General features: G+C 34.0%; 12 protein-coding genes and 1 pseudogene. All 13 read right to left on the bottom strand.

All coding sequences use genetic code 11. From position 1 onward, the window contains the following. Window positions 1-128: 128 nt before the first annotated feature. The 13 genes and pseudogenes from EDD71_RS00290 to EDD71_RS00230 all read right to left on the bottom strand — a co-directional run bounded on the left by EDD71_RS00290 (window position 129) and on the right by EDD71_RS00230 (window position 15,125). A complete protein-coding gene (locus tag EDD71_RS00290) occupies window positions 129-512 on the bottom strand; it encodes a hypothetical protein (RefSeq protein WP_207669241.1) in 384 nt (127 codons plus the stop codon). Between the two features lie 164 nt (window positions 513-676). Next, window positions 677-976: a DUF2933 domain-containing protein gene (locus EDD71_RS00285; protein ID WP_133626756.1), complete on the bottom strand. Its 300-nt coding sequence runs from the start codon at window positions 974-976 to the stop codon at window positions 677-679. A gap of 167 nt (window positions 977-1,143) precedes the next feature. Beyond that, window positions 1,144-3,720: a penicillin-binding transpeptidase domain-containing protein gene (locus EDD71_RS00280; RefSeq protein ID WP_133626755.1), complete on the bottom strand. Its 2,577-nt coding sequence runs from the start codon at window positions 3,718-3,720 to the stop codon at window positions 1,144-1,146. Between the two features lie 471 nt (window positions 3,721-4,191). Beyond that, window positions 4,192-6,468 (bottom strand): sensor domain-containing protein, encoded by a 2,277-nt coding sequence (locus tag EDD71_RS00275; protein WP_133626754.1) that lies wholly within the window; start codon window positions 6,466-6,468, stop codon window positions 4,192-4,194. A gap of 281 nt (window positions 6,469-6,749) precedes the next feature. Then, window positions 6,750-7,001 (bottom strand): late competence development ComFB family protein, encoded by a 252-nt coding sequence (locus tag EDD71_RS00270; protein ID WP_341471808.1) that lies wholly within the window; start codon window positions 6,999-7,001, stop codon window positions 6,750-6,752. A gap of 376 nt (window positions 7,002-7,377) precedes the next feature. Continuing rightward, window positions 7,378-8,031 (bottom strand): DedA family protein, encoded by a 654-nt coding sequence (locus tag EDD71_RS00265; protein ID WP_133626752.1) that lies wholly within the window; start codon window positions 8,029-8,031, stop codon window positions 7,378-7,380. A gap of 34 nt (window positions 8,032-8,065) precedes the next feature. Then, window positions 8,066-8,989 (bottom strand): zinc ribbon domain-containing protein, encoded by a 924-nt coding sequence (locus tag EDD71_RS00260; RefSeq protein WP_133626751.1) that lies wholly within the window; start codon window positions 8,987-8,989, stop codon window positions 8,066-8,068. After that, the gene (locus EDD71_RS00255; RefSeq protein WP_133626750.1) at window positions 8,986-9,267 is read right to left on the bottom strand and encodes a hypothetical protein; all 282 of its coding nucleotides are present in this window, start codon (window positions 9,265-9,267) and stop codon (window positions 8,986-8,988) included. Before EDD71_RS00255 ends, EDD71_RS00260 begins: the two co-directional genes overlap by 4 nt. Next, a complete protein-coding gene (locus EDD71_RS00250) occupies window positions 9,254-9,814 on the bottom strand; it encodes an RNA polymerase sigma factor (RefSeq protein ID WP_133626749.1) in 561 nt (186 codons plus the stop codon). The genes EDD71_RS00255 and EDD71_RS00250 overlap by 14 nt, the downstream gene beginning before the upstream one ends. A gap of 692 nt (window positions 9,815-10,506) precedes the next feature. After that, window positions 10,507-11,460 carry a DedA family protein gene (locus tag EDD71_RS00245; protein WP_207669240.1) on the bottom strand — a complete coding sequence of 318 codons (954 nt, stop codon included), beginning with the start codon at window positions 11,458-11,460 and terminating at the stop codon, window positions 10,507-10,509. Window positions 11,461-11,596: 136 nt separating this feature from the next. Continuing rightward, on the bottom strand, window positions 11,597-12,961 hold the full coding sequence (locus EDD71_RS00240; protein WP_133626748.1) for a peptidoglycan bridge formation glycyltransferase FemA/FemB family protein: 1,365 nt from the start codon (window positions 12,959-12,961) through the stop codon (window positions 11,597-11,599). Continuing rightward, window positions 12,936-14,009, bottom strand: coding sequence for an alanine racemase (gene alr / locus EDD71_RS00235; RefSeq protein WP_166636272.1), 1,074 nt, complete (start codon window positions 14,007-14,009; stop codon window positions 12,936-12,938). The genes EDD71_RS00240 and alr overlap by 26 nt, the downstream gene beginning before the upstream one ends. Before the next feature lie 865 nt (window positions 14,010-14,874). After that, a pseudogene (locus tag EDD71_RS00230) lies at window positions 14,875-15,125 on the bottom strand (DUF2397 family protein). Window positions 15,126-15,237 lie beyond the last annotated feature (112 nt).

Raw genomic sequence — 15,237 nt, 5'->3', positions numbered from 1 at the left:
CTTCTTTGCTAAGCGTGCTGGTGAATGAAATATATTTTTTATCGCAGCGCCGATATGTAAATTTATCTAGCACAATCAATTAACTTATAAAAATAGCTAGTGGTTAAACCACCAGCTATTTTTATAAGTTAATAACTTCTCATCATCCCACTTGATGTATCATTATTTCTATGGCAGGCTTCTGCCCCACCCATTGCATTGTGCATTTTAATCATGTCATCCTTACTTATGGATTCCATCATCTTTGCCATATCCTCATAGCCGTTTTGCCTCATTATGTCAATCATCTTTTGATAGTCTTCATCGGTTAAGCTATTCATAAACTTGTCAATTGCTTTATAATCATTTTTCTCTACAGCCTTTGCAAGATCCTTAAAACCATTTTCCCTCATAATTTTAACCATATCCTTGTGCGTCTTATCCCCAGTCGACTCCTTTGCATAGGCAAAACCAGCAAATAGACCTATAATCAGCAAACCTGCAGTTAAAACAACCATTAATCTTTTTTTCATATGAACCACTCCTCGTTTTTTATTTGACTAAATTCTAATTCTAAATTCTGAAGGAATTATGAAGAGGACTAATTATATAAAATTATTTATTTAGTGTTTAAAGAAACTCCTGTCTATGTTTTAAATGCAACACCAGTTGTGTTATTTAAAACACTTATTTTAATCTATTCCGCTGGATTAACTTCCTGAATTTCAGCGTTGTTTTTTGTGTTTATTTGATTGCTTTGATGGCTGTGTTCGCTATGTCCTGATTTTCCCATCATAAACATCATGCCTACGTGCATCAAAGGACATGCTAAAACTGCTAAAAGGGAAATTGCACTACCTTTTATTCCTAATGCCGGTAATGCTATAATCAATAAAAGCGGCAGCAGGCAGCATAGGATCATCAAAATTCCGTGCAATCCCCTCTTATGTCCTCCACCTTGGTCTCCATGGCAGTTCGTATTACCTTTATTTCCCATAACATTTCCTCCTTGTTTTAATTTTTTGTTATTGTTGCTTTGAAATAATTTATTACCGCACCTCCCTCTGATGTATTTCATATGCAAATTCTATGCCATTTCTCTTCCTTTTTCAAAGATTATATATAAAAAATTCCTGTTCTATTATGAACAGGAATTACTCATTATCAATTTGACTTATCTGACTGTGCTTTCTTAGCCAGAAAATCCTGCATCTCGGGCCTGTCTTTGAAATATACATCGTAAATCTCCCTTGCTACCCCAGCAGCATAGCCGCCATGCCCACCGTCATATATAACTGTTGCTACTACTATCTCCGGCTTGTCAAATGGAGCAAAGCTTATAAACCATGCATAATTATCCCTGTAGTTCATTATCTCTCCCACACCCGGCTGGGCCGTACCTGTTTTTCCTCCTGTTTTTATTGGATAATTACTAAATGTAGATCTTGCTGTTCCTCCAAGCTCCTGGGTAACCTTCCCCATCCCTTCCATAACAGTTTCAATGTTTTCAGGCTTTAAATCTATTTTACCCAGCACTTCCGGCTCAATTTCTTTCTTTACAGTTCCATCGGGGTTTAATACTCTCTTAACCAAATGTGCCCTGTATCTTGTACCTCCGTTTAATATAGTTGACAGATATTGTGCCATTTGCACAGGAGTTAAAGATACATATCCCTGCCCTATGGCCATGTTAAGAACGTCTATCTTATTAATGGAGTAATTTTGAACATAATTTACTTTCCCTTTAATGAAATTTTTTGCATTCTTATTTGTAAAACCCAGTTCATCTAATACCTTTTCATCATAGTTGCCATCTACAAGCATATCGAATATTTCATTGTAGTAAACGGTTCCATAATCTATTGTATATCCGCCATACTTCTGCTCTTTGAGTTTTTCTACTATACTCCTCATGGCGCTCTGTGCTGCCCTTCTTTTCGATTCTTCAGGAGTTCCTACACTTCCAGGGTTTTCAGTAATTTCAATACCAGTACTTGGCCTCTTTCCATTTTCATCCCTGGTTAGTCCAAATTTCCTAGCCCATTCTGAAAATTTTTCAAATCCAAGCCTGTTGCCTACTTCAGCAAAGAAATAGTTAGATGAGCGCTTTAATGCTTCAGTAACGTTTATTACACCCATTCCACCAGCATTATAATTCCAGTTTCTTATTTTAACTCCTGGTATGTTGTCCCATATACCATCATCATACACGGTTGTGTTTTTAGTAATTACCCCCTCTTCAAGCCCTGCTATAGCACTAAACGGTTTAAAAGTGGAACCTGGCATTACAGCCCCCTGTGTCGCATAGTTAAACATCGGCCTCGGAATAGTATCGTACTTGTCATTGTATAATTCCTCTGGATTGTTAAGCTGATATTTTTTTATTATTTCAGGATCCTGTGGAGATCCTGTTAGGGCAAAATAATTAGGATCAAAACCAGGCCTGCTTGCAAGCGCAAGTATCTCACCGGTATGAATATCCATTGCTACAGCTGCTCCCCTCTGAGCTCTGAACTTGTCTCCAAAGCTTCCATTCCTTATCTTTGCCATCGCTTCATCAAGTGCCTTTTCAGCTGCAGCCTGCATATCAATATTTATAGTTGTTTCAACGGTATCGCCGGGAATTGCTTCAATCCTTGCCGTTTCTTCAATAACTTTTCCAAACTTGTCAACCTTCACATACCTTACACCGGGTTCTCCCCTGAGCTGTATATCATAATTGTTGTTTTCCCTGTTCTCAAGAACATATTCAAGTCCACTTACACCTACAAGCTCCTTGCTTATATCATATCCTAAACTTTCATATTTCTGGGCATTGCTTATTTTTCCCATATAACCAAGGAAAGCAGAACCAACTTCTCCATAGGGATAATATCTTACAGGAACAACCTGACTCGTTATCCCCTTAAGCTCATCACTCTTTATCTGAATGCTCCATGCAGTTTCTTTCTTGACATTTCTAGCTATCTCTATATCATCATACTGCCTGTATTCAGCGCTTTTTAAACTATATCTTAACGCAACAGCCTTAATTAGCTTGTCCAGATTCTCCGATAATGTTTTATAATTATAAACCACATTTCCTGAAGAATCGCGGGAAATAAAATTATATTTTTCTGCAAGCTTATAAAATACCTCTTTAGCATCATCACTTTCGTTAAATGTAGTAAGATACTTCTCCTCAAACCCCTTAATCGCCTCATCCTGTGATGTGCCTGCAGCGCTGTTTTTCAAGTTTTTATCAAAATCTTCCAACGTTTTATAATTAAGTACCTTATTAAATGCCGTCTCAATCTTATTATTCTTTTTAAAATTCTCTATCTGCTTTACAAGCTCATATTTATTTTTCGCAGAAAAATTATAACTGAATTGTTGTTTGGATGCATCGTAATTAATAGGGAAAGAATCCATTATAATTTTATCCTGATCTCCATTTTTATAGATTATCTCCAGGGCATTAACCAAACTATTATTTATCTCGCTGCTATCCTTGTTGTTTCCCTCATAGGTATAGGTAATTACGTAATTAAGCGTATTTATAGCAAGCCTTTTACCGTTTCTATCAAGTATTTCTCCACGGGGAGCTATTTCTACCTGAGGCTTTTCCCCCATGGATTCTGCCATTTCCCTATAGTCATCTCCATTTATCAACTGGATATATACAAGTCGTGATATAATTGTTCCAAATATCATAATTACAATAACAAGAAAGGCAGTAAATCTATCAAATTTCTTTTTCATACAAATCACCCTATACAAAGTTTAAAATTTTATTCTAGAACAATATCGCATCAACTGCAAAATTTAATAATTTGTTTTCATTTTGCAATAATTTTTAAAACAAATTTAATATCAGCACAGCTTAAATTCTACATTATTTTATCATAACATTCAATTGTTAAGATTTTTCTAAGGAATTTTAAACAAAAAAATAAAAGCATATATAAAAAATTTCCATAAAATTTTATAACCCTTCTCCTATATACTCTTAATCAAAATACAAAAAGCCATGGTGCTAATAGGGCTTTCTATCCTATTTTCACCATGACTTGCAAGTTAAAAATGCTCTACCCTTCGATTCTGAAACGAATCAAGCTACAATATAGGACAGATTGAGTTAGAAGAAATATTTCATTCATAACAGCTTCTCAGCTTAATCCACCCTTTAGTACAAGCATAAATGAGGGATGATGAATAATATAACCTTATACATTAGAGTCCTTTCTGAATCATTTGAATAGCTTCATCTGGAAACAACGGTTTGCTGAAATAATAACCTTGAACTTCGTCGCACCCACACTCTATAAGACAATCAAGCTGCTCCCTTGTTTCTACACCTTCAGCGGTTACGCCAATTTTCATCCTATGTCCCAATAAGATAATCGCATCAATAATGGCTTTATTTACATCTAGATTGATATCACGCACAAACGATCTATCAATTTTTATACCATCAGCTTTAAATTTTTGCATGTATCTGAAAGAACTATTTTCTATTCCGAAATCATCTATTATTATTTTAACTCCAGCTTCTTTCAAGTGACAAAGATTTTTAACCACCGCATCCACTGATTCTAGCAGAACGGTTTCAGTAATCTCAAGTTCCAGATATCTCGATTCAAGCTCAATTTCGTTTAGTATATCACACACTACCTTCGCGAAATCAGGCCACTGCAACTGATGAACTGAAACATTCACCGAAATGCTGAAATCAAAATATCCCATATTAAGCCATTCTTTCCTTTGCCTGCAAGCTGTCCTTAACACCCATTCACCTATGGATATTATCTGTCGTGTCTCTTCTGCAATAGGAATAAAATGAAAAGGACTAATTACTCCTTTTTTAGGATGCTGCCACCTCAATAGTGCCTCCATGCCCACCACTTTACCGGTCTTTACATCAACAAGGGGTTGATAGAGTAGAAAGAACTGATTTTTTTCCAAAGCCAAACTCAAATCTCTTTTTATAGTTTTGGCAAATTCCGCCTCACTCTTCATGGTTTTATCAAAATATTGAAAACTATTTTTTCCCCTTTCTTTAGCCTTGTACATAGCTATATCTGCATTTTTGAGTATAGCCCTCTCACTTTTTCCATGGTCAGGATATATGGCGATGCCTATGCTGCCAGTTACATCCAACTCATGACTATTGATCTTTATTGGTTGGTTGAACAGTTCCAATATTCCGCTTGCGACCTTATCCGTATCGTCAACACTAATTATGTCAGGCAATAAAATAACAAACTCATCACCGCCAACTCTGGATACCATATCTGATTCACGCAGACACATTGTAAGCTTCTTGGCAATCTTCTTCAATAGCTTGTCACCAGTATGATGCCCTAAGGAATCGTTGATAGTTTTGAAATTATCCAGGTCGACAAAAAGTACTGCCAGTTTATTTCCATTAACTTTTGCATCTGCCACGGCAGCTTTGATCCTATCCATAAGAACATCTCTACGCGGCAGGTCGGTTAAAGGATCATAGTATGCCATATATTTCAACTTGCTTTCCATTTGCTTTCGTTCAGAAATATCCGTGTTAGACCCTGCTATTCTTATAGCTCTGCCCTCTTCATTCCATAGTGCCTTCCCTCTGCTTAAAATCCATACGCATCTGCCCTCCTTCGTTTTTACCCTGTATTCACACAGGTAAAACGGCGTCTTCTTCTCAAGATGCATATGTAGATTATTGATAACTGTTTTAACATCTCTGGGATGAATGTATTTAGTCCAAGTTTCATAGTAGTTGTTTACTAATTCTTTATCAAGACCAATGATATCCTTCCATTTCTCTGATATATATGCAGTATCCGTTATCAAGTCCCAGTCCCATAGTCCATCGCTTGCTCCTTCTACTACCAGTCTATAGCGCTCTCTGCTTTCCTCTAATTCATCCTGCTGCCTTTGTATTTCAATTAAGTTCTGTCTCAACTCCTCTTCTTGAGCTATAAGTTCTTCATTCATTTTATATAGCTCTTCCTGTTGAGCCATCAATTCCTCGTTTAATGCAAGAAGGTTGCTGTTTGCTTCTTCAAGTTTTCTTTCGGCATTCTTTAGATCTGTGATGTCTATACCAGTGGATACGACATATTTACTTCCTTCATCATAAATAATACTGTTATACCACATTATATAAATTTGTCTGCCGTCTTTCAATACCATCGGATTTTCACATTTGTAACGAATACCTCTATCTTCACTATAATCCAAATGTTCTTTTATACGGCTTGTTATCTCTAAAGGAATTATTGTACTTACATCTATACTCTCTATTTTTTCCTCAATCGCTATATCAATTACATCCAGGGTATACCTGTTAAACCAAGCAACTTTACCATCCAATGTCCAGACAACTATAAACATCTGCTCGTTTTCAAAAATTCTACTCAAGAATTCTTCTTTTGTTTTTAGATATGTAATTGTTTTCTTTGATTTTTCAACAAAACTCCTATTTTTGTTGGGCAACTTCCGATTATCGTTTACCATAAATTTCTCCTCTCTGGTTTGCGAATAAAAACTTAACTTGTTTAGCTTTATTATAACATCATTAGATAAAATCCAACAACATTCGACTTTTTACATTGATAATATTGCTGTATATTTTTATTCTATCTTTTAACAATTTTTTCTTGTTCATTATTTCTGTTAATAAAATAAAGCCCTTTACCATAAACATATTAGTCCATCCACAAAAAAACTAAATCCCTCAGCAAAGCAGGAGCTGTCCTGTACTTACTGTGGGATTTTGGAAAAAAGATTTTAAATTTTTATAAACTATGCCTTGGATTATTTGACACTATATTAATTGCTTGAATTATTTCTTTTGTTAAATCTGCCTTAAATTGCATTTGTAACTCGTTTAATTTCGCATAAATATTTCCTTTTTCAGTTACAACATACAAAGGTTTTAATTGATTTAAGGTTATGGCTTTTATATCCTCTATACACCTTGGACATCTGCATATGTCTTTATATTCATTCAAAATTGTTGGTAATAAATTATCAACTATTAACTCCATATAATTTTTAAGCATTTATATCCCTTCCTTTAACGCTTCTAAACGACCAGTAATACCTTATTTTAATATCGCTTTTTATTTTAATATATTTCCTCAATATCATTGAAATTGTGCATACTTTTCAAACATAAAATCCCCCTTTACTTAATCATATATAAATTATATAGCATTTTATTAAAAACATATCAACTCATTATGAAAACATCATTTTAAATACTCCATATGGTATTTTCTAGACAACCTTTCTTTACTTTTGTCTAAAAATATTTTACCGTCTCAATACTTCGATACTATAGTGTTTTATCCCATCTCTTTTTAAAATATATTAATCAAAGGCATACTTATAGCGTACAGCGTGAAACCTGTAAAGTTGATGTCATCTTTTATCTTCCTCCAATTTTAATTTTCGCTTAAACAAACCAAAAACTGCTGGGGTGATTGAAATAAATATTATAGCAAATATAACGAAAGTAAAATTATGCTTAACAGCAGGAAGGTTCCCAAAATAGTATCCACCCAATGTAAACAAAGCAACCCACGACAGTCCACCGATTATATTATAAGAAATGAATTTCACATACCGCATTTCCCCTATTCCTGCGACAAACGGAGCAAAGGTGCGAATAATAGGTATAAACCTTGCTATGACCATGGTTGCTGCACCGTGTTTTTCATAGAATTCACGAGTTGTTAACAGATGCTCCTTCCTTATAAATTTCACATTTTCCTTTTCATATATCTTTCGGCCAATAGATTTTCCTATTGTATAATTAACTGTGTCTCCAAGCACTGCTGCCATACCTATAGTTAGCAGCAATAGCTTTATATCAAGGGCCCCCAATGCCGCAAAAGCACCTGCTGCAAATAGTAGAGAGTCCCCCGGAAGAAACGGAGTTACAACCAGACCTGTCTCTGAAAAAATTATTACGAATAATATCAAGTAGATCCCAAATCCATAGTTCTGAATAACCATGCTCAAATAATTATCCAAATGAAGCAAAATATCTACGCTATTTTTTATAATATCCATTTATATTTTCCTCCCAAAGTATAAAATATTCTAATCACTTAACCTTACTACCGCATCTGCTGCAATAGTTATCTCCTTTACCAATAACAGCCCTACAGTGATTACATGACTCATTAATCCTGATTCCGCAATTACTACAAAAAGCGTTGAACTTACTCTGCAAAGCCCCACATTTGTAACAGATCAGATTATTCTGTTTATAGATCAGATAGACAATTAACCCGACCAAATTAGTGATTAAAATAAGCAATCCCCATAAAGAAGCATTCAAGTTCTTTATGCTGGCATCCTTATATACCCAAAGAGCTAAACCAATCCAGTATATTGTCAAAATTAGTCCCAACAAAGCACCTGTAACTTCAAGCAGCCTTTCCGCATAGGGTATTGGATTTGCAGTCCTAATAATAAGTATCTTGTTTCGTGTACCCCTGTCAATTAAATAGTTAAGCAAATATATCTCTTTAGATGAGAAATCCCTTTCATAAGAAAATTCTTCATCGATGTCCAGTCTTACCTTTTTATTGTTTTGTATATAGTCTTTATTCAGAATAATATTTTCCTGCTTTACAACCTTATAAAGAATATCTTCATTGGTACTGTCCTGAAGGTATCCCCTGCCCATATCATATGGTATCAACTGCATCTTTTTCTTATCTCCTATAAGACTGCTGTTGACTTTAAAAACAATATTATTGTCCTTGTCTAAAACAACTACATTATTTATATCATTTGAGTCCGACGCCAGTTTCTTTAGTTGAGATTTTAACCTGTCAGTTACGCCCTCTTTTTCAAGAGTATCAGAAATCCTTTTATAGTCAATCGCCATATAGATCTTGTCCCTCGACACATATGCTATAATAGACAGGCATAATATCAAAAGTACCCCTGAAATAGCTATATAGGTGATGGCTGCTTTCTTAAAATTCAATTTATTGATGAACCTCTCCAGCATTCTCATTTAGATACTCCCCCTCTGTTTAAATTCAGCACTAAAGGTGTTAAAAGAGATAATGCCAATCCCTGATAAGCCAAAAAGGTAAATAAAAAGCTCAAATTAAAAGCCCTAAACAATACTTGTATTATGAAAGAAAACAGGATAAATAGGCAGCTCGAAAAGAATATCTTCTTTAATTTTGCTTCCCTTCGTTTTTCTTTAAGCTCTAGACACTTTATATCAATCTCCCTGTCTAATGCTGCTAATAAAATAGCTGTCGCCCTTTTATCAATCTTTTTCATATCCATCACCTTTCCATAATATTTTTCTTAACCTTACAATCCCGTTGTGTATCCTGCTCTTTACCGTTTTAGTTTCAAGATTCAGTTTATCGCCAATTTCCTTAAGCGTTAGACCTTCGATATACTTCATCTTTATAACCAATTTTTGCTCATCTGTTAAATTTTCTATTTCCTCTATAATATCCTGATTATACATTTTATCTAAAACCAAATCCTCGACATTTGTACTAATATCTTCAATATTAGAGTTTTCATCTATAGGTATAGCCTGCATCCATTTCTTTTCCCTTCTTATATAATCGATATAACAATTTTTAGATACTGTAATCACATATGTTGAGAATTTTGCTTTACCATCTAAATCATATTTGTCTATGTTCTTTATTATTTTTAAAAAAGTTTCCTGTGTTAAGTCCTCCGCAATCCCTTCATCTTCAGTAATTTTAACAAGGAATTTATATACAAAGGGATGATATCTGCTTATAAGCTCATAGAAAGCCTCTTTATCTCCAGTTTGGCATTTCCTGATAAGTTCTTTATCCTCCATAAGTCACCACCTTCAGCTAGGACAATCGTCTTGCTTTAACTTCTTCAATATTACCCCCTCCATAAAGACCGATTTAAACCATTGTCTCACATATTACACGATAAAAATTTCATTAGGTTGCAAAAAACAACAGATTTTTCTACTACTTTTATAATTTTAGCTTTAAGTGTTAGTTCCATACAATCATCTACTTTAAGGTGATTTGTATACAAATCAAAAAAGACTCTAACGCATTTCAAGTTTCTTTATGCGCAGAGTCCTTTCCACTAAAAGCAAATAGCGAAAAGTTTAAGCTTTTCATTCATACATCTGAAAACATTGGCTTTTAAGCATAATTAATTGCAATAAATTTATCATTTACCCAATTTTAGGTAAAACACAAAAAACTTCCAAAAGCACAATATTTAGACTTAGCCATACTCCTCCAAAAACATAACCCGCAATAACATCGCTTGGATACTGGATTTGAAAGAATATAACGCTTAAGCCGGTAGCAATACAAATTACTAAAGTTATAAAAGTCACTATAGTCCCAAGCCAACTTTTCTCTGCATGTCGAAGCACCATAAAAGCTGTGAAGCCATATGCAACTACTACTAGTAAGTTTGTTCACTTGGAAATGTATATTTATTGTTTCCAATTAAGGATAAACCTAATGGACCCACGCGATGGAAAATAATCCTTAATACTTCCTACAGCAGCTCCCCACCTAAAACTGTAATGATAAGGAATCTCGTTTCGAGGAATCGATTCCTTCCTCTGAGCATAATCCATGTAAGTGTCAATAACATCAATACTATCAACACTTCTGGGGCAGTTGAAAACTCAAAAAGCTTCATAAAAGAGAACCAGTTTTCTGAAAGGATCAAGCTCACTAAATAAGTTACAATAGTATCAAATTGGCTAAATTCATTGGCCAAAAAGTCCTGAATTAGTCCAACCACAATAATAGATAGGCCAACAAAGACTACGGCAACCTCAACTATTGCCACCTTTATCTTTCCAAGAGAATGAAATATTTTAATTGAGTTTTCTAAAGATTTAATTATAAACTCTGTGATCTGAGCTTTATAATTCTTACAGAGATAGATACACATTAAACCTACTGCCAGAACTATGCCACCAATAATCATATATCTTCTAATGTATCCGTGGAAAATTTCCCAATTTGAGCCCAAAATCCTGCCTAAAGATATAAAAGTACCTGTCCATATAAAGGCTCCAACATAAGCGTTCAAAGCAAACCTTTTAAAAGGCATCTTGGTAATGCCAGAAAAATATCCCGTGATATGTCTGATTCCAGGAATAAAGTATGCTGTAACCAATAGGCCATTTCCATACCTTTCAAACCATCTTGATGTCTTATTCAATTTGTCAGGACCCATATGAATATATGAACCATACTTCTTAAAAAAAGAGGTACCTAAAATATGACCAATAAAATATGAAATCGATATGCCAGAAATGACCCCAAGTGCGGCCGCAATAATACTTATTCCCCAGTTCAGCCTACCTTGAAAAACAAGAAATCCACAATATGTCATCAAGGCTTCTCCAGGTGTGGGAAAAGCGATAAGTTCAAGTTTCAGTGCAGCGAATAAAACTATATATCCATAATGATTAAATAGTTCTGCTAAAAAGCTCATTTTAACCTCCTCATTAGTAAGCCCTTTTACCAGCTCAATTCATATGTTGCCATGTTTTGATGGGCTACATACTATTTATCCTTTAACCCATTACACGTTCTAAAACAAAAAAGGTTTTAATTCTTTAAAGAATATACTAAAAAAATTTAGGTGCAACCCGGATTGACTCCCTATTATTGTTTCTTAATTTGCCCCTTATTCTCCTGAACCTTGGCAGTACAAACCTGAACATTTTATGCACAAGCCTATCTGATACCAGATCCAGTTCACCGATAAATTCAACAAAATCTCCATTAAATCCCTTTTTAAATTTATAAAGTCCATAGAGGGGATTTTCAGGGCTCAAATCCCCAGATACTCCTCTGAAATCATACATATAGCAATTTAAATCTATGCTGTCCTGAATCATACTCCACTGCATTAAGAAATTTGGCATAGTATCCCTTAGAATGTTATGGGATGCTCCATATAGATACCACCCCTTGCCTGCGTAATTTAAGTATATTGCTCCTGACAGATACATATCCTTTTTATCCTTGTATTCTGAAATGCTATCTATCTTTTCCTTAAAATTTTCAATTTGCCTTTCAGCATCATCAAGCCTTTTTTCTATGTCATCAAGTTTTTTTCTTAGTTTTAAATTCTCTGCAGCTTCCCCTTCACGATTCAATGTTTCTTCTATGTCCGACTTTTTTTTCATCAATCGCTCTCGATTTTCCATCTGAGATTTCAGTTTCATCTGCAGCCTTTTATAATCAATTTCATAATTATACCTAACCATATAGAGCCTACAATGGGGGCCAAGCCTACATATCATGTCCTTAAAATACTGACGTGGCCTTATTATAAAGTTATCCCTTTTGCCTGTTATAATCATTATGTCATAAAATTTATCAATTATTTCCTCTGTAATGTTATTCTTATCATATACTTCAACGGATAGCCCCCTATCACATGCGACCTTAATGTTATACCTTGTTTTGCTAGTAAAATTATTAAAAGTTTCTTTTTTTCTTTCTTCCCTTTCTTTTGTCATATCAAATTTTAATCTGAATACAAAGCTTGGTTGAATGTTTTCAAAGTTTTTTGAGATATTGCTTATATATCCAAGATTTAAAAACATATTCCTGTATTCTTCTCCAACTTCAACTTCATTTTCCCTTAAATGTATATCTGGATCCAGAGTAATGAATGAAATTCTATTTTCCTTTGAATAGGTTTTAAGATAGGCAGTGAATTCCTCTATAAGTTCCCTATTTGTATAATCACAGGTAAATCCCCTCGGGATGTATCCAATATACTTATTTATATATGGTATTTTCCTAAGAAGTATAACTGCCGTTAATACAATTTCTCCATTATCCTTATATCCAGCTAAATACTTTGCCTCCCATTCCTTCTTAAGGTCTGCCCAGTAGGAGGTTTGAAATATATGGCCTTTAGGATTCCTCCTATTAAAGTCATTTACAATCTCTTTATCTGTTGTCTTGAACGTATACATAAGAATCTCCTTTTCTATATTTTTTTGGTATGCTGCTGTCAGCTAAAATTGGTGAAAGATTTATTTTAAATGTGCAATCATCTCCTATTCCTTCCATATTTATAATGGTATGGCACATGCTCGGTTGAGCTATAATTTTGACATTCTTATCCCGATAAAATATTTCACTGCTATTTCTTGTACGGTTATATATTATCTTAGCAAACTCATAGAAAATATTACGCTTTATCTTTTTGGAAAATCCGAAGCCATCTATATTTCCTACATCTAATATTCCAATCTTCATTTTCTTTTTAGTTCTAAATCTATTACCGTAGCCGATGTACTCATTCTTATCTACATGATATACCCTAAGTGGTTTTGCAAAAAAGTTAAATGATTTTTTAAATGCATCTCCATAGCCGCTATAACCATATATTATGTTTCCTATCCTCAGCATGTTATCTATATCAATAAGGTCGTTATATCTTGTGAAACCCGCAGAATTTAACAGGTGAATAAACTTAACTCTTTCTCTATATCTTATAGCTGTTTGTTTGAAAATTTCTATTTGTCTTTTCGTATATTGGTAGTTCTCAGTATTATGAAGATGGGAGTATATCCCTTCTATTTCAATGTTTTTATAGTTCTCATCGATTTTTTTTATAAACTCCTCAAGCTTTTCCGGATTAATTCCAAATCTATTCATACCAGTATCCACATATATGTGTACCCTATATTTTTCATCCCTTGCACCAAGTTTCTCTATAGAATCCATATTGTCAACTGTAAATATGAAGTTGTTCTGTGTTTTATCAAGGTCATCATCTGTAAATACAGGATTTAATATTAATATATCTTTATCACTTTTTACTTTTAGTGCTTCATCTACCGTTGCAACAGCAAAAGCATCGACTATATTGTTTAAAAAGCAAGTAATCTCTTCAATACCAAGCCCATATGCATTTGCCTTCACTACTGCCATAATTTTTTTATTAGTTTTACTCCTAATGTAATTTATATTGTATTCTATATCCGTTAAGTTTATCTCGCACCAAAAATTCCTCATGAATGGTCCTCCACTTCTCATTTGGCTCCTGACATTTATCTTTTATCCAACCACATCAAATAAATGTTCTTAAAATCTAGATACATTCGATCTGTATCATATAAATTGGCTACTACATAATATATACCCTTAAAATAGTAAATAAGTTCCCGATTCAGAGAAAATTTTAGAAAGATATTGTATTAAGAAATCGTGATAATACTGCGATATATCCAAATATCTCTTGTGAAAGATTTACTTGATATGTGTTTTATGGATATTGAAAATACATTATGTTTTTATTCTGTGTATCGTGCAAAATCTTTGGACACTGTCTTCAGTTTTTGTGAATTATCATAGAATATCATAGATTTTCTACTTTTATCACGAGCTGTTCTTGGCATTGCGCATCTGCATACATGATTTATAGACCTGGCGGCAGCCGACTTTTCAGAGCTACCATCTAAAATGCTATCATATGTGACCCAATATCAATGATACGCTTTGCTAGACATTACTTTACAGCCTTGTATTGACTTTTTCACTAGTTCTCTGTAGATATTCATAATATTCCCTGGGCGGCATATATTTTGTTGATGTATTTTTACTTTTATTTAGTATCTAATAGTAAACCATAATATATCAACCATAATACAGGTATCAAATAACCTAATGGATAGCCATTTATCTTCGAGTAAAAATTTGCGTAAACTATTATAGCAACTGAAAATAAATTTATTGCACTTTTCCAAATATATACTCTCTGTTATTACATCTTTGAAAAGCATGGCAAGCAGCTCCCTTGAATTCTTCCCTTGGTTTTCTTTATGCGAATCACATAATTAATGATTCTTGACTTTTTCAAAAATAATTCAAAACTCATTACTCATGAGCCTGTCACCTGTACAGAGAGTCGATACCGAAACTGCTTGTTTTTAAATTCTTCAACATTTGCAACCTTTGATATATCATGTATGGGGATAAGGTTTTTCCACTCAATGAGGTTATCTAAATCCTGTTTCATCTGTTCCATGGTGTACTCTGAAAACTCCTCGTGTTTTTTGAGCTCTTTAAAAACTCTTCATTGTACATCCAGTACCTCATCTTTTCATACTGGAGGTAGAAGAACCTGAGTATGGTCCTGTGCTTCCAGGCATTATCTGATGTCAGGTACCTCGTTTCATTTATCTATTTGGTTAACTTACTGGTTACTTGCACAGTTTTCACCAATTTTCTCTATTTATTCAAA

This window comes from Fonticella tunisiensis, assembly GCF_004364155.1.
GTDB classification, from domain to species: domain Bacteria; phylum Bacillota; class Clostridia; order Clostridiales; family Caloramatoraceae; genus Fonticella; species Fonticella tunisiensis.
The sequence above is the reverse complement of the archived record's forward strand: the minus strand, read 5'-3'. Positions and strand labels throughout refer to the sequence as shown.